Source organism: Xanthomonas albilineans, assembly GCF_009931595.1.
GTDB lineage: Bacteria > Pseudomonadota > Gammaproteobacteria > Xanthomonadales > Xanthomonadaceae > Xanthomonas_A > Xanthomonas_A albilineans.
Genome location: NZ_CP046570.1, coordinates 83,281 through 102,120, shown reverse-complemented (window position 1 = coordinate 102,120; position 18,840 = coordinate 83,281). Strand labels below are relative to the sequence as shown.

The following is an 18,840-nucleotide window of genomic DNA, read 5'->3' as shown; positions in this document are numbered from 1 at the left end:
CAATAGGCAGGCGCTGAACCAATCCGGTCGGCGCTGCCTTGACACTCCCGCGCGTGCCACATCGCGCCAGCCATGCGACTGGCGATGATCGTTCGCCTCCCCGTTTGCAGATGGCGGAAAACGGGAAGATGCAGCCTCAGTTTGCCGAGGACAGATGTTCGATGGCCGCGACACTGCCCAGGCGCTCGCCCAGGCGCTTGAGCAGCGCCAGGCGGTTGCCGCGTAGCGCCGGGGCCTCGGCGTTGACCATCACCCCATCGAAGAACGCATCCACTTGCGGCCGCAGCCGCGCCAGCACATTCAGCACGCTGACGTAATCGCGCTGACGCAGGGTGCCGTCGGTCTCGACGATTGCCGCTTCCACCGCCTCGGCCAGCGCGCGTTCGGCCGGCTCGCGTAGCAGCGCTGCATCGACTTGGGCGGGAATGGCGTCCTCGGCCTTGCGCAGGATGTTGCGAATACGTTTGTTCGCGGCGGCCAAGGCGTCGGCTTCCGGCAACGCGGCGAAGGTGCCGATGGCGTCGATGCGACGGTCGACGTCGTACAGCGAGGCCAACTTCAATTCGGCGACCGCGTTGAAATGCGTCGCCGGCACGCCTTTGTCGGCGTAGTAACCGCGTAGGCGGTCGAGGATGAAGTCGTAGACTTCCTGGGCAAGCTGCGCGTATTGGATCGAGTCGATCTCAGACGTCGGATGTTCATTGGGTAGCTTGTTGGGCAGCTCGGCTTTCCTCACCAGCTGCTCCCACGGTAAAAGCTTGGCAGCAGCGACCAGCGCTTCACTCAAATCCACATCAAACCCACTCTCGATCACCGTCCGCGCCAGACCCAGCGCATTGCGCCGCAGCGCGAACGGGTCCTTGTTGCCGGTGGGCTTCAACCCCGCAGCAAATCCACCAGCCAGCGTGTCCAGGCGTTCGGCGATGGCCAGCACCTTGCCCAGCGGCGACAGCGCGATATCGTCGCCGGCGAAACGCGGCTGGTAGGCTTCGTCGATGGCCAACGCAATGTCGCGCGGCTCGCCGGCGGCGCTGGCGTAATAACGGCCGGCAATGCCTTGCAGTTCGGGGAATTCGTTGACCATGCGCGATTGCAGGTCGTTCTTGCTCAGTTCGGCGGCGCGGCGCGCCTGCGCCGGATCGGCGCCGACCTGCGCGGCAATGGCCTCAGCCAATGCGGCCACGCGCCGCACCTTGTCGGCAAGGCTGCCGAGCTTGGCCTGATAGGTCACGCCGGCCAGACCCACACCCATCGCCTCCAGACCCTGCTTGAGGTCTTCGTCGAAGAAGAACTTGGCGTCGGCGAAGCGCGGGCGGATCACCCGCTCGTAGCCCTTGGCGACTTCGGCGACGTCGCGCGAGACGATATTGGCGATACCGATGAAATGCTCGGTGAGCTTGCCGTCGGCATCCAGCACCGGGAAGAACTTCTGGTTGCTCTCCATCGTTTCGATCAGCGCTTCCTGCGGCACCGCCAGGAACGCCGGCTCGAAACGGCACAGCACCGCCGACGGCCATTCCACCAGATTCACCACCTGCGCCAGATTGTCCTCGGCGATGCGCGCACGGCCGCCAGCCTGGCGCGCGGCCTGCTCGACCTCGGCGACGATGCGCGCGCGGCGCACGTCCGGGTCCACCAGCACCTGCGCCGCCTGCAATGCAGCCACGTAATCGCCCGGCTGCGCCAGCGTCACCGGCGCATCGTGCAGGAAGCGATGGCCACGGCTGTGCCGGTCGGCCTGCACGCCGAGCAAGTGCGCGGGCACCACCTCGTTGCCCAATAGCAGCACCAGCCACTGCACCGGCCGCGCGAAACCGTAGTCGTGATCGCCCCAGCGCATCGGCTTGGGAATGGGCATCGCCGCGATTGCTTCGCGCAGAATGTCCGGCAGCAGCGTCGCGGTGCGCGCGCCGGGGTGTACGGCGCGGTGCACGAAGCGCTCGCCCTTGGCGTCGCGGGTGCGCTCCAGCGCGGTCCAGGCGATCCCGGCCTTGGCGGCAAAGCCTTCCAGCGCCTTGGTCGGCTGGCCGTCGGCATCCAGGGCGATGTTGAGGTAAGGCCCAAGGACTTCCGCGCGCTGTTCCGGTTGTTCGGCAGCCACGCCCGGCAGCAGCACCGCCAGCCGGCGCGGAGTGGACAGCGGCTTGGCGTCGCCGCGTTCGACCGCGATGCCGCGCTTGTCCAGCCCGGCGATCACGCCGTCGAACAGCGCCTGCGCCAGGCCCGGCAATGCCTTGACCGGCAGTTCTTCGGTGCCCAGTTCGATCAGCAGGGGATGCATGCTCATATCACGTCCTTCCGAGGCGTCGGCAGTGCGCCGCGCCCAATCGATGTGTCGTTCGGCGTGCCGCGCGCATCGCGGTCATCGCCATGGATCGCCAGCCGCCATCGCCAAGCCAATGGCAGCGGAAAAAAAAGCGCGGCAGGCATACGCCCACGGGACTAGCGCTTCACGCCGGGGAAGCCGAGCTTCTCGCGCTGCGCGTAGTAGGCCTTGGCCACCGCCTGCGCCAGCGCGCGCACGCGCAGGATATAGCGCTGACGCTCGGTGACCGAGATCGCCCGGCGCGCATCCAGCAGGTTGAAGGCGTGGCTGGCTTTGGTGACTTGCTCATAGGCCGGCAATGGCAGTCCCACTTCGACCAGCGCCTGCGCTTCGCGTTCGCAGGCGTCGAAGCGGTGGAACAGTTCGGCCACGTTGGCGTGTTCGAAGTTGTACGCGCTCTGCTCCACCTCGTTCTGGTGGTAGACGTCGCCGTAGGTAACCGGTGTGCCGTCGGGGCCATAGGTCCAGATCAAGTCGTACACGTTGTCGCAATTTTGCAGATACATGCACAGCCGCTCGAGACCGTAGGTGATCTCGCCCAGCACGGGTTTGCACTCCAGCCCACCGGCCTGCTGGAAGTAGGTGAACTGGGTGACCTCCATACCATTGAGCCAGACTTCCCAGCCCAGGCCCCAGGCGCCGAGCGTGGGCGATTCCCAGTTGTCCTCGACAAAGCGCAAATCGTGCACCAGCGGGTCGATGCCCAGCGCGCGCAACGAGTCCAGGTACAACTGCTGGATGTTGTCCGGGTTGGGCTTCATCGCGACCTGGTACTGGTAGTAGCGCTGCAAGCGGTTCGGGTTCTCGCCATAGCGGCCATCGGTGGGACGGCGGCTCGGCTGCACGTAGGCCGCGTTCCATGGCTCCGGACCGAGCGCACGCAGAAACGTGGCCGGATGGAACGTGCCGGCGCCCACTTCCAGGTCCAACGGCTGGATCAGCACACAGCCGTGCTGCGCCCAGAACTGATTGAGAGTCTGGATCAGACCCTGGAACGTGATCGGAACGGACCGGGAAACGGACATCGTGCGGAGGAAGGCCGATTGAGGGGTGCGCTAGTATAGCGACCGACTCGCGGGCACTTCCGCGCATCGGAGCAAGACCTATGGATTCGCGATCCGCCGCGCCGCCGCTCGGCTTGCCCGCATCCAGCACGGTGTCGTTGCCGCCGGGACGGCTGAGCGTGGAACGTGTGACCACGGCCTTGCTCGCCGACGGCTTGGTCGCGCCAGAAGAACGCGGCCGCATGCAGTTCTCGGCGCAGAGCGCACGCACGGTCAGCGATGTGCATCCACTGGTGCTGCTATCCAACTTGAAACTGCCCGCGATCCACCCGCCGGGCAGCGAACTGAGCCTGGAACGCTTGACCGAATGGTTGGCGCAACGCTGCGGCCTGCGCTATCTGCGCATCGACCCGACCCGGGTGGACGTGGCCGCGGTCACCGCGGTGGTCTCGCACGCTTACGCGCGTCGCCACCGCATCCTGCCGCTGGCGCTGGAACCAGAGCGCCTGTTGGTGGCGACCAGCGAACCGCTGGCACTGGACTGGCTCGGCGATCTGCAACACCTGGCGCGTCGCCGTATCGAGATCGCGGTGGTCAATCCGCTGGACCTGCATCGCTACACGATGGAGTTCTTCGGCGTGACCCGCTCGGTGCGCGGGGCCAAGGACGGCCGTGGCGAACAGGGCAGCAGCCTGCCCAGCTTCGAACAACTGGTGGAACTGGGCCGTGGCGGCGATGTCAACGCCGATGACCACCACATCGTGCATATCGTCGATTGGCTATTGCAGTACGCCTACGAACAGCGCGCCAGCGACATCCACCTGGAGCCACGGCGCGAGGCCGGACGCATGCGCTTCCGCATCGACGGCGTGCTGCACAAGGTGCTGGAAGTGCCACCGGCGGTGATGAGCGCCATCGTCAGCCGGATCAAGGTGCTTGGACGCATGGACCTGGCCGAGCGCCGGCGCCCGCAGGACGGACGCATCAAGACCCGCTCGCCGGGCGGGCGCGAGACCGAAATGCGCCTGTCGACCATGCCCACCGCGTTCGGCGAGAAGTGCGTGATGCGCATCTTCGACCCGGATGCGGCGTTCAAGAGCGTGGACCAGCTCGGTTTCAGCCCCCAGGAAGCGGCCGGCTGGAACGCGTTGGTGGAGCGTCCGCACGGCATCGTGCTGGTCACCGGCCCGACCGGTTCGGGCAAGACCACCACGCTGTACTCCACGCTCAAGCGCCTGGCCACGGCGGACGTGAACGTGTGCAGCGTGGAGGATCCGATCGAGATGATCGCGACAGAGTTCAACCAGATGCAGGTGCAGCCCAACATCGACCTGGATTTCGCCAGTGGCGTGCGCACCCTGCTGCGGCAGGATCCGGACATCATCATGATCGGCGAGATTCGCGACCTGGAAACCGCGCAGATGGCGGTGCAGGCCTCGCTGACCGGGCACCTGGTGCTATCCACCCTGCACACCAACGACGCGCCCTCGGCGATCACCCGCCTACTCGACCTGGGCGTGCCGCACTACCTGGTCGCCTCCACCCTCAACGGCGTACTGGCGCAGCGTCTGGTGCGGACCCTGTGCAGCCACTGCAAGCGCCCGCACACGCTGGAAGCGCCCGCGTGGGACGCGCTGCGCGAGCCGGGCGAGGCGTTACCCGAGCAGATTCAGACCTATGCGCCGGTCGGCTGCCTGGAATGCCGCCGCACCGGCTATCTGGGCCGGGTCGGCCTGTACGAACTGCTGCCGATCGGGCCGCGTCTGCGCAGCCTGATCCGCGCCGACATGGACCTGGCCGGTTTCAGCCGTGCCGCACAGGCCGAGGGCGTGCGCACCCTGCGCCGCGCGGGCCTGGAAAAGGTGGCCGCCGGCCTGACCACCCTCGAAGAAGTGCTGTCGGTACTACCGCCGCGCGAGTGAGTCAGCAGTTCGAGGATTCCGAGCACCGCCCGGCCGGACCGGCGGCAGCGCCACCATGGTCTTGATCGCCGCTGTTACTGTGTGACGATAGGCGTGAGACCGCTGTCCTCGATGGCCTTCGCAGCGGCCTTGGACGCCATGTAATCCAACAGTGCCTGGGCCGCCTCCGGCTGCGTGCTGGACGTGGCGACGGCACCGGAATACAGGGTCATCTTCTGCGCCTGCTGGGGAATCAGGCCGACGATGGTGATGCCCGGCACCGGCTTCAGTTCGCTCAGTTGCTGGAAGCCGAGTTGCGCCTGGCCGCGCGCGACCACGACGCCCACCGGCTCGGCGGGAATCATCCGCGCCTTGGCGGCGAAGCCGTCGCCGAGCCGCATCTGCGGGAACAGTTCATGCGACAGGTAAACGCCGCTGGCACTGTCGGAATACGCCACCGACGTGCTGTCCAGCAGCGTCTTGCGGAAAGCGTCCATGCTGGAGATGTCGGGCTTGGCCGCGCCCTGTTTGACCGCCATGGCGATATAGGATTTGCCCAAATCCACCCGACTGGCCTTGCGCACCTGGCCCGTGGCGACCAGCTTGTCGAGCGCCGAACCGACCATCAACAGCACGTCCGCCGGCTCATGACGGGCGAGCCGGTTAGGAATGGCCTGCGGCGTGTCGCCCATTGACGGCGCCGCCTCGATGCGCAGCTTCACCCCGGTCGCCTGTTCGTAGCGCGGCGCGATCGCGCGCACCGCCCCCATGATGCCGCCGGAACTGAGCACAGTAAGCGTGGTTGGCTTGACCGGGGTGGCCGCAATACAGGCGCCGGAGGCGATCAACACCACGGCCAGCGTCAGCGATTTCAATAGTTTCATCATGCCGAAGATCCCTTCGATACGTCGCGGAACATGAGGCCGGAGTGTAAACAGCCCAGGGACACGCAGCGAAGTCCTGGGTTTACCCAAGTTATATGCTGATGCCGTCGGCGCCGGTCGCACTTGAAAAAATGGCCCCGCGGCCATCTAGAATCACTCCATGTCGTTGCCTTGTTCCGTATGTCCGCTACACCCTTCCTGATCCTCGAAACCGGCGAGCCTGTGCCGACGATGCGGCGCTACGGGCGTTTTCCGCATTGGATCCGCGTCGCTGCCGGTCTGGCCGAGCGCGAGATCGTGGTCGCCAATGTCGCTGCGGGCGCGGCGCTGCCCGATCGCCGCGATTTCGTCGGGGTCATCATCACCGGGTCGGCTGCGTTCATTACCGATCGCGCCGACTGGAGCGAGCGTTCCGCCGACTGGCTGCGCGAGGCTGCGCACGCGGGAATGCCGCTGCTGGGCATCTGTTACGGCCACCAGTTGCTGGCACACGCGCTGGGCGGGGAAGTCGCCTACAACCCGGCGGGGCGCGAATCGGGTACGGTGCAGATCGCGTTGCATCCCCCGGCCGCCGACGACCCGTTGTTCTGCGGCCTGCCGGAACATTTCGCTGCGCACGCCACCCATCTGCAGACGGTACTGCGCGCACCTGCCGGCGCCACCGTGCTGGCGCATTCGGCGCAGGACCAGTGCCAGGCGCTGCGCTGGGGCAAAGCGACCTGGGGCGTGCAATTTCATCCGGAATTCGCCACCCACCACATGCGTGGCTATGTACAGGCGCGCGCCGACTGTCTACGCCGGGCAGGACGCTGCGCCCGTACCATCGCCCGCGAGGTCAGCGCCGCGCCGCTGGCGCGCAAGCTGCTACGACGCTTCGTTCAGCACGCGCACAGTCAATATTGACGACGGCGTCCAGGCAAAACCACGATAATCTGCGTCTTCGCCGCGCTTTACGGCGTCCCCCACTTCGGATTGGCAATGATCGAGATTCGCAAGCTGCCGGCCTCGGCCGGCGCGCACTGGCTATTGAGCGGGATGTCCCTCCTGCGGCGGGCGCCATGGGCGCTGGGCCGGCTGGGCGCAATTTGGGGGTTGGCCCTGGTGATCGCCGTGTTCATGGGGGTGCTCAATCCGACCCTCGGCATGCTGGCGCAACTGCTGCTTGGCTTGGCCGGCCCACTGCTGTTCGGTGGGCTGGTATGGGCTGCACGGGAAGTGGACCAAGGCCGTCGTGCGCAACCGGCGCACCTGCTGCAAGGCCTGCACGCAGGCCGCGCGCCGAATTTGCTGGTGGCGCTATTGCCGCAATTGGTCGTCGTGCTGGCGTTGGGCATCCTCGCACTGGTGGTGGTGGGGCCGAGCGGATGGGAGCAAATGGCCACGGTGATGAACAAGCTCAACGAGCTCAGCCAGTCGAACGCGCAGCCAGACCCAGCGCAGGTGGAGCAACTGGTGGAAACCCTGCCGGCCATGCGCATCTTGGTGTGGTTGCTGCTGGTGGCGGTCGGTTTCGTGATGGTGATGCTGACGCTATTCCTGTTCGCGCCGCAGGTGATGTTCGATGGCCGCAACGGCCTGACCGCGATGCGCCACAGCCTGCGCGCCTGCCTGCACAACGTACCGGCGATGTTAGTGTTCTGCGTGCTGGCCTTCATCGCCACTTTTGCGCTGTACTTCGTGCTGGCATTGGTGATGTTGCTGCTGCAGGTCATCGTCGGCGCCATGGTCGCGACCCTGGTCACACAGGTGTTGCTCATGGCCTTGGTGATGCCGGCGTTGGCCGGCATGGTGTACACAGCGTGGAAACAGATGTTCGGGCACCCCGATCATCCCGCAACGGCAGTGCCGCAGCCGCCGTCCAACGTGTTTGTCGCTTGAGAGACGACGTCCTGGATCCTGGACAAGCCCGGCTGTTCGGGCGGCTGCCCGATCCAGTGGTGTCGGCGTTGCGACACTTGAGCAGAACCGCTCCGCTGAACTTCGTCAGTTAGGCTTAGTCGCGGATTTGCATTTCCGACGGCTGCTTGGTCACCGCGCTGGCGGCAATGATGCCCAACTCGTAGAGCAGGCACATCGGAATGGCCAGCATCAGTTGCGAAACCACGTCTGGCGGGGTCAGCACGGCGGCCAATACGAAGATGCCCACCACCGCGTAACCGCGGCCCTCGCGCAGTTGCGACGGTGTTACCCAACCGAGTAGGGCCAGGATCACCAGCGCGACCGGCAACTCGAAGCTGGCGCCGAAGGCGAAGAAGATCGCCAGGACGAAATCCAGATAAGACCCGGCGTCCGGGGTGAGCTGGATCACGTCCGGCTTGAACGTGGTCAAGAAGTGGAACACCGCCGGCAACACCAGGAAGTAGGCGAACGCGCAGCCGAGATAGAACAGCAGCACCGCCGATGCCAGTAGCGGCAACGCCAGACGCTTCTCGCGCTGGTACAGGCCGGGCGCGACGAAGGCCCAGGCCTGGTACAGCAGCCAGGGCGCGGCGATGAAAATGCCCAGGAAGAACGCCAACTTGAGTGGAGCGATGACCGCACCTGCCGGATGCGTGGCAATCACGCTCTGTCCAACCGGCAACTGCGCCAGCATCGGCGCGGCCAGCCAGGTGTAGATACGCTTGGAGAACGGCAGCAAGGCCACCACCACCACGCCCAGACCGATCAGCGCACGCATCAGACGCGCACGCAGTTCGATCAGGTGTTCGATCAGGCTGCTCTCGGCTTCGGGGTTCATCGCGGCGCTGTCGGGTCAGCGGAAGGAGGCTGGACCGGAGGCGACAACGGGGTGTCTGCGGTCTTTGGATGCGCCGTGAGGCCCTGCGCTCCGGACGATACCGGCGCAGCCGGTTGTGGCGGTGGCTCGACGGCAGACTTTGATACCGGTAGCGCTGTTTCCACGGTCTCGACCGTGGCAGCCGCCAAGGCAGTGTGCAGGGGGGGTTCCGCAATTCCGGTGGATGGGTCCGGGTTCGGCGTGGTCGGATCGATCTCGCGGCGCAACGCGTCGGTTTCGCGTTGCAATTGCTGGCCACTGTCGCGCAGCTGGGTCTCGGCCTGGCGCAGCGAGGCTTGCACGTCGCGCAGGCTGCGCTTGAGTTCCTCGGCTTCCAGTTCGCGTTCCAGCTCCTGCTTCACCGAGTCCCACTGCGCGCGGGCACGACGGACCCACAAGCCCGCAAAACGCGCCGCCTTGGGCAAGCGCTCCGGGCCGAGCACCACCAGCGCCACCACCGCGATCACCAGCAGTTCGCTGAATCCGATATCGAACAAGGCACGCCGTCCTGTCAGTGCGCGTCGCGGTCGTGCTCGGCCTGGGTCTGGCGCGCCGGTTCGCTGCTGCGCGAGGCGTCGGCAAGCTGGCCGGCCGGTTTATCGTCGTCCTCGCGCATGCCTTTCTTGAACTCCTTGACCGCGCTGCCCAGGTCCTTGATGCCACCGGTCAGCCGCTTGGTGCCGAATATCACCAGCACGATCACCAGCACGACCAGCCAGTGCCAGATGCTAAAACTGCCCATGATCCGCTCGCAAAGAAAGTCGTTGAGGAACGCTCAGGATAGCGCGCACCGGGGGTAGGCGCGTTATTTGGCGCACACGCTGCAATGCGCCTGAACAGAAGTCAGGCAGATGTCCCGGGCCGCGAGCGCCGCCGCCAAAATCAGTGGTTGCCGTTGAGTGGCTCGGTACGGACCTCACCGTCGGACACGGGCTGGAAGCCCTGCTTCTGCGGGACATGCGACGGCGCTTGCAACGGCGCCGTGCTGGCGTTGTCGGCGGGCAATCCGACCGCCGGTTCCACTGCCGCCTGTCTGGCCGGGGTCGGCGCAGGTGCCGCGGACGCCGGGACTGTGTCGCTATCGTCGCTGTCCTTGCTGTTGCGACGGGTTTGCCGCGCGGCATAGCTGACTTCTTCCAGCTTGTCGCGGAATGCCACGATATCGTTGGACGGTCGGCTGGCGGTGCGGCCCTCGAAGATCATCCGCGGGGTGCTGTTGCTGCCGTAGGCGTTGAGGTCGGCGGCATCGTCGATCTGCAAGGCGGCACCATCCAGAGCGACGCCAGCGAATAGCCCGCGCGCGCGCGACCACGACCAGATCTCGGCCTTGAGCTGGCCGTCGGTGGCCGCAGAGGCATTGCGCCCGACCGGGCCGGCGGCAACGCCGGCATCGGCGCCCAGGGTGAACTTGCCGTTGACGATGTTGTCCAGGCTGCGGTCGTTACGGAATACCAGCACCACATCGGAGGACTGCACGCCGATCTGGAACCCGACGCTGCCACCGGTCAGTTTGACGAACACCGGGTTGGACCAAGTGCCATCGGGACGCTTGACCGACATCAAACCGTGGCCACGACGCCCACCGAACACCATGCCGACCTTGAGCGTGTCCGGAATCACCACGATGGCACGGCCCTCGTCGAGCAACCTGTCGGGAATGGCTTGCTCCGGGATCTTCTGAATCTCGCTCAGCACGCGCAGGGCGTTGCGGGCGCGTTCGTCCTCTTCGGGACCGGCCATGGCGTGGCCGGCGAACAGTATGGTACTCAGCAACAGCGCGAGGCGCGGCAGGCGGGGCATCGGGGGGCTCCAAGATCGATCCGCAGCAAGATACTGCAAGTTCTTGAACTTACTCATCAGCCAATGAATCGGCTATGAGCGGTGCCGGTGTTCGCCGGCCGGTGCCACGCCAATCGTTGTCATAGACAACGCGCCAGACTGCGGCGCCAGGTCTCTGCCACAATGGAGTCATGTCAAATGCACCCGAGACCGCCGTCCTGGTGGTGAACCTAGGTACGCCCGAGGCGCCCACGGCGCCTGCGGTCGCCCGTTATCTGGCCGAATTTCTCGGCGACAAGCGCGTGGTGGCAATTCCGCGCCTGTTCTGGTGGCCGCTGCTGCACTGGGTCATCCTGCCACGGCGTTCGCCGAAATCGGCAGAGAAGTACGCACAGGTCTGGCTACCGGACGGATCGCCGCTGGCGGTGTACACGCGGCGTCTGGCCGAAGGCATGCAACGCGCATTGCCGGACCACAAGGTGGCCTGGGCGATGCGCTACGGCACACCTGCGCTGGCACCGACGCTGGACGCGCTACGCGACGCCGGTGTGCGCCGGATCGTGGTGTTGCCGCTGTATCCGCAGTATTCGACCACCACCACCGCCTCGATCGAGGACGTGGTGCAGGTCTGGCAGGCGCGCAATCCGCAGTTGCCGGTACGCCTGATCGAGGATTACCCGACCGATCCAACCTGGGTCGAAGCGGTGGCCGCCAGCGTGCGTGCGCACTGGGCGCAGCATGGCCGCGGCGAGATGCTGTTCTTTTCCTTCCACGGCCTGCCGCAACGGGTGGCCAACAACGGCGACCCGTATCCGCAACGCTGCGAGGCCAGCGCCCAGGCGATTGCCGCGGCGCTGGGCCTGGACGCCAGCCAGTGGCAACTCGGTTATCAGTCGCGCTTCGGCGCCGAACGCTGGCTGCGGCCCTATGCCGAACCGCGCCTGTGGGAACTCGCCGCGCAGGGTATCCAGCGCGTGGATGTGCTCTGTCCCGGGTTCGCCACCGACTGCCTGGAAACCCTGGAAGAAGTGGCGATGGGTTTCGTCGAGACCTGTGCCGAACGGGGCATGCAGGTACGCTACATCCCTTGTCTCAATGACTCGGCGGCCCACGCCCACGCCCTGGCGCAGCTCGCCATCCGCGCCGCATGAGTGCGCGCGCCATTACCTGTCCATCGCGGGTGGGCAGGCTCGCCGGCTTGCGCAGCGGCGATCCGCAGGGGCCGAAGGTGCTGGCCTTGCACGGCTGGTTGGACAATGCCGCCAGCTTCGTGCCGCTGAGCGCCCACCTGCCGCAGCTGGATCTGGTCATGCTGGACCTGCCCGGACACGGCCATAGCGCCGCGTTGCCGGAGGGGGGCGAGTACCTGTTGTTCAGCAGCCTGCACCCGGTATTGGACGCCGCCGATGCGCTGGGTTGGGAGCGTTTCGTGTTGATCGGCCATTCGATGGGCGCGGCGATCGCCAGCCTGCTGGCCGCGGCAATGCCGCAGCGGATCGACAAGCTGGTGGCGATCGAGATGCTCGGCGGTCTGGCCGAAAGCGAGGCCAACGCCGTGCAGCGCCTGCGCGATAGCGTCGCCAAAGGCCGCCAGCCGAATGCGACGCCGTTGCGCGTGTTTCCCGATCTGGCCGCACCCGTGCGTGCGCGCATGCGGGCCAACCAACTCAGCGAACCGGCGGCGCGGCTCCTGGTGGAACGTGGAGTGCGCGCGGTGGATGGCGGCTATGTCTGGCGCAGCGATCGCCGGCTGACCCAGCCCACCCCGATACGCCAGACCGAGTCGCAGGTGCAGGCCTTGCTGACCGGCATCCACTGCCCGGCGCTGGTGGTCTTCGCCGATCCCGCACAGGCGATTCTGCCCGAGGCGGTGCGCTTGCAGCGAGCGGCGCAGCTACGCGATGGCCGCGTGCATACGCTGCCCGGCACCCATCATCTGCACATGGAACAACCGGCGGCGGTGGCCGCGTTGCTGCACGCGTTCCTCTAAACCGGCGCCGTGCATGCCGAGAGCCATCGGCAGCCCCATGTCTGCATGCTGAACATTGAACTTGAAATTTGTGCGCAGAACTATTTCCCCTTAAGTTGCGCCCACGCCTGCCGTCAACAGCCGTAGACGCGATCCGTCCTGTGTTCGCGGTGCGATCCCGGCGTCCTGACATGCCGGCGTAGCGCCCCCAGGACCGTAACGCCTCGCTGGTGCGGGAATCGCAACAGGTTTGCGGCAGACGGGGAGAGGAGGCCTGCCGGGCGCTGCATGGAGCCCTGTCTCCGCAGCGCTGAGGCGAAGCGTGGGCATCCCCGCACGGGGACGCACCGTGCCACTGACGACCGACGCATCTGCCTTCAAACTGTGCATCGTAGGCGCTAACCCAGCAAGCGCCGCAACTGCGCCTTCAGGCAGCGCCCATGTGCGTGGAAGTAGGTGCGCTCGGCTTTCCAGTCCGGAAACCGTGCTTCCACTTCGCGCCAGAATGCCGGCGAGTGGTTGGCCTGCAGCAGATGGCACAACTCGTGGACCAGCACATACTCGAACGCCGACGAGCGGCCCAGCACCAGGGCCAGATCCAGCGCCATGGTGCCGTCCGGGGCCAGCGAGCCCCATTGCGAGGACATCACCTTCAACCGGATCCGCGCCGGCGTGCGCGGCAGCGACGGCAAATAAATCGGCAGCCAACGGCCGAGGTCGGCGCGCGCCTGCGCTTCGTAGAATTCCCGCAGCGTGCGTGCAATCACCGCGTCGCCAGCGCGTGCCGGCACCTGCAATTCCGCGCCCTGGGCATCGACTTGCAGGCGCGCGTAACGGCCCTCGCTCCAACGCAAGGGTAGGCGCTCGCCGCGCAACGGCAGCCAGCCGGGGACGCCGCGCTGCAGGCCGGGTGTGCTGTCCTCGTCGCGGTAGCGCGCCAGTTGTGTATCCAGCCATTGCCGGTGTTCGAGCAGAAAACGTTCGCCGGCGACCAAGCTGGCGCGCAGAGGCAAGGTCAGGCGCGCGCCACGTTCGTCCACGCTGAGTTTGATCCGCCGGGCGCGCGGATCGCGCACGCGCAGCACCTCGATCTCGCGCTCGTCCAATCGCAGGCGGACGAGGTCGCGTTCGACCGCCGCGTGCGGCGGGGCGAGCAAGCGACGGAGAAAAGTGGGCATGGAAACAGGATAACGCTCGGACTGCCACCAGATCGTGACAACGGCACGATCTGGTGCATTGGACGCCGCTTGATTTCAGCTCTCGGCCTTGCTCAGCTTCAACGCGTCTTCCAGCAGCAGGAACAGCCGCCGCACTTCGCCGCTCATCAGCGCGAAATGTGCATCCAGTTCGGCACGTACGCCATCCTGATCGGCATGTTCGAGCTGGTCGAGCGCCCCGTCGAGGAACTTCAGTTTGCGGATCACCAGATCGTCGCCGAGGACGAAGGACACGTGCTCGTCCAGCACCAGCGCCAGCTTGGTGACCTGTTTGCCGGCTTCCAGGTGTTTGTCGATCTCCTCGCAGCGCAGTTCCTGGTGCTGGCACTTGACCACCGCGCCGCCTTCGATGGGATCTTTCATCTCGCACTCTTCGCCTAGGCTTAATCCTTCGGGCAGCGGTTCGCCGGCGATCCAGCCGGTGAGAATCGCGCGCGGCGCCACCTCGGCGTTCAACGGCAGCGCCGGAAAGCTGCCGAGCAGGCCGCGGATCTCCGACATCACGGTCTCCCCGCTCTTGCGGCTGGAGGTGTCCACGGCGACGTAGCCGTGTTGCAGATCGAGCATGGCGTCGGTGCGCGAGGATTTGACGAAGGCGCGCGGCAGCAATTCGTGGATCAGATCGTCCTTCAGCCGCTTGCGTGCGCGGCCGCCGGGCCGGCGCCCTTCCTTCTCCTCAATCTCGGCGACCTTGCGCGCGAGCAGGTCGTTGACCACCGAACCGGGCAGGATCTTGTCCTCCCCGCCCACGGTGAGCCACAGAAAATCGGCGATGCGGTGCGACAGCGCTTCCTGCTCCTCGCGACCGAACGGGGAGATGAAACCACGAGAACTCATTTCCAGCGGGCCCACCGATTTGAGCCGGGCCTCCGGCAGGCGCGTGTCGATCTCGGATAAGTCCAGCGTCGTGGGGAAGCGGAACAGGGTCAGATTGCGAAAGAACATCGAGCATCCAGCAGAAGAAAACGGAACGATCCGGCGACGTTGCGCGGGGCGGTGGGCGACATTGTCGCATCGCGTCGTCCCCCGCACCGCATCGGATGGTTCAGCGACGCACGTTCAGGCCGGACTGTCGTCGACCCAGGCCGTTACCGGCGCGCCGCCGCCGAGCGCGGCGAAGTCGAACAGTACGCGGTCGGCCAATTGCGAGGGCTGCACGTTGCCCATGGCCCGCGCGATCTGTTCCACCCGTCCCGGATGCTCGCGATCCCACTGTTGCAGCATCAACCCGACCTGACGCCGTTGCAGGGTTTCCTGACTGCCGCACAATGTGCAGGGAATCAGCGGGAAATGCCGTGCTTGCGCATAGGCGGCGATATCGTGCTCGCGCACGTAGGCCAGCGGTCGGATCACCACATGCTGGCCGTCGTCGCTGCGCAGCAACGGCGCCATTGCCGCCAGTTTGGCGTGGAAGAACAAATTCATGAAAAAAGTCGCGACCATGTCGTCGCAGTGGTGGCCCAACGCAATCTTGCTGATGCCGTGTTCGGCGGCGTAGCGGTAGAGCGCGCCGCGCCGCAGCCGCGAGCAGAGCGAACACAGGGTTTTGCCCTCCGGCACCACCCGGGTGACCACCGAATAGGTGTCTTGCTCGATCACGTCCCAGGCCACGCCGCGCTTGCGCAGGTAGTCGGGCAGTACGTCGGCGGGAAAGCCCGGCTGTTTCTGATCCAGGTTCACCGCCACCAATTCGAACGGCACCGGCGCCTTGCGCTGTAGTTGCAGCAGGATATCCAACAAGGTGTAGCTGTCCTTGCCGCCGGACAAGCACACCATCACCTTGTCGCCGGCGGCGATCATGCCGAAGTCGGCGATCGCCTGGCCCACCTGCCGGCACAGGCGCTTACCCAGCGCCGAGGATGGGGAACGCGCGGGCGATGCCGGATCGGCAAGACGCTGCGGCAAGGGCAGGGGAGAAGACATGGCGGTGCATTGTAGTCGTCGCGCCGTCGTGGCTGCGATGCCGCCGAATGCGGTGCCGCGTCCGGACAGCGCGCGGTGCGCCGCGATGGCGCATCGCAGCAAGCGTTTCATCCGCAGGCTGGGTAAAGTTCGCGCGTCCCGGCTTGCGAACCGCACCCAATGTCTGCGTCGGTTTTCTTCGGCAGTGGCGCTTTTTCGGCGCCCTCCATGATAGCGCTAACATCGCGAAAGCCGTGGTGGCGCGTTTGTGACCGGGCCGCTGCCGCGCGGCGCGGACGCGCGCGCATGATCCATGCCCGACGTCTGGCCGTCGATGCCTGTACGCGACGCAACGGCGGCGTTGCATCTGCCTCCACGCCCGCACCTGCGCTGATCGACATGCCAACGGTCTGCACACCGATGCCGCGGTGCCGGCCATCGTTCTCCCACTCGACAGGAATCCATTTCTCATGAGCAACTCCGTTTATATCGGCGCCAAGGAATATTTTCCGGGCATCGGCCGCATTCCATTCGAAGGCAAAGCCTCGGACAACCCGCTGGCGTTCAAGGTCTACGACGCCGATAAGCAACTCGGCGGCAAATCCATGGCTGAGCACCTGCGTTTTGCCGTGGCGTATTGGCACAGTTTCTGCGGCAACGGCGCCGATCCGTTCGGTCCGGGCACGCGCGCCTATCCGTGGGATGCCGGTAGCGACGCACTGGCGCGGGCCGAGGCCAAGGCCGATGCGGCATTCGAATTTTTCACCAAACTCGGCGTGCCGTATTACTGCTTCCACGATGTGGATCTGGCCCCGGACGCTGAGGCCATCGGCCAGTACGAGAAGAACCTGCAGCACATGGTCGGTATTGCCAAGCAGCGCCAGGCCGACACCGGCATCAAGTTGCTGTGGGGCACGGCCAACCTGTTCTCGCATCCGCGCTATATGAACGGTGCGGCGACCAACCCGGATTTCGACGTGGTGGCGCGCGCGGCGGTGCAGGTCAAGGCGGCGTTGGAGGCGACGGTGGCCTTGGGCGGGGAGAACTACGTGTTCTGGGGCGGTCGCGAGGGCTATGCGTGCCTGCACAACACGCAGATGCGGCGCGAGCAGGAGCATTTGGCGCGCTTCCTCACTCTGGCGCGCGACTACGGACGCAGCATCGGCTTCAAGGGCAATTTCCTGATCGAGCCCAAGCCGATGGAGCCGATGAAGCACCAGTACGATTTCGACAGCGCCACGGTGGTGGGTTTTCTGCGCCAGCACGGGCTGGATCAGGATTTCAAGCTCAACATCGAGGCCAACCACGCCACGTTGTCCGGGCACAGTTTCGAGCACGATCTGCAGGTGGCCAGCGATGCGGGCCTGCTGGGCAGCATCGACGCCAACCGCGGCAATCCGCAGAACGGCTGGGACACCGACCAGTTCCCGGTGGACCTGTACGACACGGTCGGGGCGATGCTGGTGGTGCTGCGGCAGGGCGGCCTGGCGCCGGGTGGGTTGAACTTCGATGCGAAGGTGCGGCGCGAATCGTCCGATCCGCAGGATCTGTTCGTGGCGCACATCGGCGGGATGGACGCGTTCGCGCGCGGGCTGGAAGTGGCGCACGCGCTGCTGACGTCCTCGCCGCTGGAACAGTGGCGCAAGGCGCGCTACGCGAGTTTCGACAGCGGTGCGGGGGCGGCGTTCGCGGCGGGCAAGAGCACGCTGGCGGAGCTGGCCGCGCATGCGGGCAAGGTCGGCGAACCGACGCAGCGCAGTGGCCGCCAGGAAGCCTACGAGAACCTGATCAACCAGTATCTGCTGCGCTGATGCGGTGTGCGCCGCCGCTCTGCCACCGTCAGCGCTTGTTGGCGCGTGCGGTGGTCGGTGCGGCGACCGAATCGCGCTCGACCAGCTGATGGGCGAATACATGATCGTGATGGCCACCAGACTCGCATTCCTTACTGCGCAGACGGCGCAGCAGCAGATCGATTGCGGCGTCGGCCATTGCCGCGATCGGCTGGCGGACGGTGGTCAGTTCCGGCCACACAGTGGTCGCGGCAGAGGTGTCGTCGAAACCGACCACCGACAGATCGCGCGGCACTTCCAGCCCGCGCCGGTGCGCCACCGACACGGCGGCGGCGGCCATATCGTCGTTGCTGGCGACAATCGCCGTCGGTGGCGCGCGCCGCGCCAACAATTTTTCCGCCGCCTCCAATCCGGAGCGATACGTGAAATCGCCTTGTTGCAACAACGCCTTGTCCAGCCGCAGGCCGGCCACCCGCAGCGCCGCCTGGAACCCATCGAAGCGGCGCGCGCTGGCCGACAGATTGGGATGACCGGCGATGTAGCCGATCCGCGAGTGACCGTGCGCGATCAGATGCGCGGTGATGTCCTGGCTGGCGCGGAACTCGTCGATGTGCACGCTGGGCATGGCCTCGCTGAAACGCCCGGATGCGATCGCGACCATCGGCACCTTGGCCCGCAACAGTTCGCGCACCGCCGCTTCCGATTCGCACAATGGCGGCGGCAGGATCACCCCGGACACACCTTTGGCCAGCTTGCGCACGGCCTTGCGTTCGGCGTCCGCACCGAGATCCTCCCAGTAGTCGATGATCAATTGGATCGAGGTGCGCGAGGCGGCACGCAGGACACCCACCAGCAGATCGCCCAGGTAGGCACCGCTGGGATTGCTGTAGATCAGCGCGACCCGCGTGTTCTGCGCCGCGGCCAATGCGCTGGCCGCCAGATTCGGCGTGTAGCCGAGCTTGTCCACCGCCCGCATGACCTGCGTGCGGGTGCTGTCGCGCACATTACCTTGTCCATTGATGACCCGCGACACGGTCATCGGCGAGACCTTGGCGAGGGCGGCGACCTCGTCGATGGTCACTGCGTGGCTCTTGCGCCGGACCGCTTTCCTGACCTTCTCCACGATGGGCCTCTTGGTTGCTGTGCAAGCATTGGGCGCGGTCGGGGCTGTCCTGGGTCAACCCAGTGTCTTGGCATCCCGTGTCACGGGATGGATCCGGACACGCGCGATGTCCGCATGGTACCGGGAAGCGACCGACGCGAGGATGTGCGCCGCCTCCTGTGGCATCGGC

Annotated in this window: 17 protein-coding genes; 6 read left to right on the top strand and 11 right to left on the bottom strand. The window is 66.1% G+C overall.

Annotated elements, in window-relative coordinates; genetic code table 11:
• Window positions 1-136 precede the first annotated feature (136 nt).
• Both glyS and glyQ read right to left on the bottom strand, forming a co-directional pair.
• Window positions 137-2,281, bottom strand: coding sequence for a glycine--tRNA ligase subunit beta (gene glyS / locus XaFJ1_RS00405; RefSeq protein WP_425509570.1), 2,145 nt, complete (start codon window positions 2,279-2,281; stop codon window positions 137-139).
• Between the two features lie 161 nt (window positions 2,282-2,442).
• Entirely contained in the window at window positions 2,443-3,351 is a 909-nt protein-coding gene (gene glyQ / locus XaFJ1_RS00400; RefSeq protein WP_012914643.1) for a glycine--tRNA ligase subunit alpha, read from the bottom strand.
• Between the two features lie 80 nt (window positions 3,352-3,431).
• On the opposite strand from glyQ, the gene XaFJ1_RS00395 reads away from it, so the two are divergent.
• Window positions 3,432-5,252, top strand: coding sequence for a GspE/PulE family protein (locus tag XaFJ1_RS00395; RefSeq protein ID WP_012914642.1), 1,821 nt, complete (start codon window positions 3,432-3,434; stop codon window positions 5,250-5,252).
• A gap of 74 nt (window positions 5,253-5,326) precedes the next feature.
• Here the strand turns inward: XaFJ1_RS00395 and XaFJ1_RS00390 are convergent, their stop codons facing one another.
• Window positions 5,327-6,118 (bottom strand): substrate-binding domain-containing protein, encoded by a 792-nt coding sequence (locus XaFJ1_RS00390; protein ID WP_012914641.1) that lies wholly within the window; start codon window positions 6,116-6,118, stop codon window positions 5,327-5,329.
• A 177-nt stretch (window positions 6,119-6,295) separates the two neighbouring features.
• Here XaFJ1_RS00390 and XaFJ1_RS00385 point away from each other — a divergent pair, with 177 nt between their 5' ends.
• Both XaFJ1_RS00385 and XaFJ1_RS00380 read left to right on the top strand, forming a co-directional pair.
• A complete protein-coding gene (locus XaFJ1_RS00385; protein ID WP_045756642.1) occupies window positions 6,296-7,018 on the top strand; it encodes a glutamine amidotransferase in 723 nt (240 codons plus the stop codon).
• Window positions 7,019-7,093: 75 nt separating this feature from the next.
• Complete coding sequence (locus XaFJ1_RS00380; protein WP_012914639.1) at window positions 7,094-7,993, top strand: BPSS1780 family membrane protein; 900 nt, start codon at window positions 7,094-7,096, stop codon at window positions 7,991-7,993.
• A 115-nt stretch (window positions 7,994-8,108) separates the two neighbouring features.
• Here the strand turns inward: XaFJ1_RS00380 and tatC are convergent, their stop codons facing one another.
• The 4 genes from tatC to XaFJ1_RS00360 form a co-directional block, all read right to left on the bottom strand.
• Window positions 8,109-8,852, bottom strand: coding sequence for a twin-arginine translocase subunit TatC (gene tatC, locus XaFJ1_RS00375; protein WP_012914638.1), 744 nt, complete (start codon window positions 8,850-8,852; stop codon window positions 8,109-8,111).
• Window positions 8,849-9,388, bottom strand: coding sequence for a Sec-independent protein translocase protein TatB (gene tatB / locus XaFJ1_RS00370; protein ID WP_012914637.1), 540 nt, complete (start codon window positions 9,386-9,388; stop codon window positions 8,849-8,851). Before tatB ends, tatC begins: the two co-directional genes overlap by 4 nt.
• Window positions 9,389-9,402: 14 nt before the next feature.
• Window positions 9,403-9,633, bottom strand: coding sequence for a Sec-independent protein translocase subunit TatA (gene tatA, locus XaFJ1_RS00365; RefSeq protein WP_012914636.1), 231 nt, complete (start codon window positions 9,631-9,633; stop codon window positions 9,403-9,405).
• A 140-nt stretch (window positions 9,634-9,773) separates the two neighbouring features.
• The gene (locus XaFJ1_RS00360) at window positions 9,774-10,691 is read right to left on the bottom strand and encodes a lipid-binding SYLF domain-containing protein (RefSeq protein ID WP_012914635.1); all 918 of its coding nucleotides are present in this window, start codon (window positions 10,689-10,691) and stop codon (window positions 9,774-9,776) included.
• Between the two features lie 170 nt (window positions 10,692-10,861).
• Between XaFJ1_RS00360 and hemH the strand changes: the two genes are divergently transcribed.
• On the top strand, window positions 10,862-11,821 hold the full coding sequence (hemH, locus tag XaFJ1_RS00355; RefSeq protein ID WP_012914634.1) for a ferrochelatase: 960 nt from the start codon (window positions 10,862-10,864) through the stop codon (window positions 11,819-11,821).
• Window positions 11,818-12,660 carry an alpha/beta fold hydrolase gene (locus XaFJ1_RS00350; RefSeq protein WP_012914633.1) on the top strand — a complete coding sequence of 281 codons (843 nt, stop codon included), beginning with the start codon at window positions 11,818-11,820 and terminating at the stop codon, window positions 12,658-12,660. The genes hemH and XaFJ1_RS00350 overlap by 4 nt, the downstream gene beginning before the upstream one ends.
• Window positions 12,661-13,037: 377 nt before the next feature.
• Here XaFJ1_RS00350 and XaFJ1_RS00345 read toward each other — a convergent pair whose 3' ends face one another.
• From XaFJ1_RS00345 to ttcA, 3 genes are all read right to left on the bottom strand, one after another.
• Window positions 13,038-13,817: a YgjP family zinc-dependent metalloprotease gene (locus XaFJ1_RS00345; RefSeq protein WP_045756641.1), complete on the bottom strand. Its 780-nt coding sequence runs from the start codon at window positions 13,815-13,817 to the stop codon at window positions 13,038-13,040.
• Window positions 13,818-13,892: 75 nt separating this feature from the next.
• Window positions 13,893-14,801: a recombination-associated protein RdgC gene (locus XaFJ1_RS00340; RefSeq protein WP_012914631.1), complete on the bottom strand. Its 909-nt coding sequence runs from the start codon at window positions 14,799-14,801 to the stop codon at window positions 13,893-13,895.
• A gap of 114 nt (window positions 14,802-14,915) precedes the next feature.
• Window positions 14,916-15,779, bottom strand: coding sequence for a tRNA 2-thiocytidine(32) synthetase TtcA (ttcA, locus tag XaFJ1_RS00335; protein ID WP_012914630.1), 864 nt, complete (start codon window positions 15,777-15,779; stop codon window positions 14,916-14,918).
• Window positions 15,780-16,228: 449 nt separating this feature from the next.
• On the opposite strand from ttcA, the gene xylA reads away from it, so the two are divergent.
• The gene (gene xylA / locus XaFJ1_RS00330) at window positions 16,229-17,569 is read left to right on the top strand and encodes a xylose isomerase (RefSeq protein ID WP_012914629.1); all 1,341 of its coding nucleotides are present in this window, start codon (window positions 16,229-16,231) and stop codon (window positions 17,567-17,569) included.
• A gap of 28 nt (window positions 17,570-17,597) precedes the next feature.
• On the opposite strand, the gene XaFJ1_RS00325 is transcribed toward xylA, so the two are convergent.
• Window positions 17,598-18,674 carry a LacI family DNA-binding transcriptional regulator gene (locus tag XaFJ1_RS00325; protein ID WP_253328187.1) on the bottom strand — a complete coding sequence of 359 codons (1,077 nt, stop codon included), beginning with the start codon at window positions 18,672-18,674 and terminating at the stop codon, window positions 17,598-17,600.
• Window positions 18,675-18,840: the final 166 nt, after the last annotated feature.

What these genes read in the sequence shown, in the direction of transcription:
- glyS (WP_425509570.1), bottom strand. Translation starts at nt 2,281, where the DNA reads ATGCATCCCCTGCTGATCGAACTGGGCACCGAAGAACTGCCGGTCAAG.
- glyQ (WP_012914643.1), bottom strand. Translation starts at nt 3,351, where the DNA reads ATGTCCGTTTCCCGGTCCGTTCCGATCACGTTCCAGGGTCTGATCCAG.
- XaFJ1_RS00395 (WP_012914642.1), top strand. Translation starts at nt 3,432, where the DNA reads ATGGATTCGCGATCCGCCGCGCCGCCGCTCGGCTTGCCCGCATCCAGC.
- XaFJ1_RS00390 (WP_012914641.1), bottom strand. Translation starts at nt 6,118, where the DNA reads ATGATGAAACTATTGAAATCGCTGACGCTGGCCGTGGTGTTGATCGCC.
- XaFJ1_RS00385 (WP_045756642.1), top strand. Translation starts at nt 6,296, where the DNA reads ATGTCCGCTACACCCTTCCTGATCCTCGAAACCGGCGAGCCTGTGCCG.
- XaFJ1_RS00380 (WP_012914639.1), top strand. Translation starts at nt 7,094, where the DNA reads ATGATCGAGATTCGCAAGCTGCCGGCCTCGGCCGGCGCGCACTGGCTA.
- tatC (WP_012914638.1), bottom strand. Translation starts at nt 8,852, where the DNA reads ATGAACCCCGAAGCCGAGAGCAGCCTGATCGAACACCTGATCGAACTG.
- tatA (WP_012914636.1), bottom strand. Translation starts at nt 9,633, where the DNA reads ATGGGCAGTTTTAGCATCTGGCACTGGCTGGTCGTGCTGGTGATCGTG.
- XaFJ1_RS00360 (WP_012914635.1), bottom strand. Translation starts at nt 10,691, where the DNA reads ATGCCCCGCCTGCCGCGCCTCGCGCTGTTGCTGAGTACCATACTGTTC.
- hemH (WP_012914634.1), top strand. Translation starts at nt 10,862, where the DNA reads ATGTCAAATGCACCCGAGACCGCCGTCCTGGTGGTGAACCTAGGTACG.
- XaFJ1_RS00350 (WP_012914633.1), top strand. Translation starts at nt 11,818, where the DNA reads ATGAGTGCGCGCGCCATTACCTGTCCATCGCGGGTGGGCAGGCTCGCC.
- XaFJ1_RS00345 (WP_045756641.1), bottom strand. Translation starts at nt 13,817, where the DNA reads ATGCCCACTTTTCTCCGTCGCTTGCTCGCCCCGCCGCACGCGGCGGTC.
- XaFJ1_RS00340 (WP_012914631.1), bottom strand. Translation starts at nt 14,801, where the DNA reads ATGTTCTTTCGCAATCTGACCCTGTTCCGCTTCCCCACGACGCTGGAC.
- ttcA (WP_012914630.1), bottom strand. Translation starts at nt 15,779, where the DNA reads ATGTCTTCTCCCCTGCCCTTGCCGCAGCGTCTTGCCGATCCGGCATCG.
- xylA (WP_012914629.1), top strand. Translation starts at nt 16,229, where the DNA reads ATGAGCAACTCCGTTTATATCGGCGCCAAGGAATATTTTCCGGGCATC.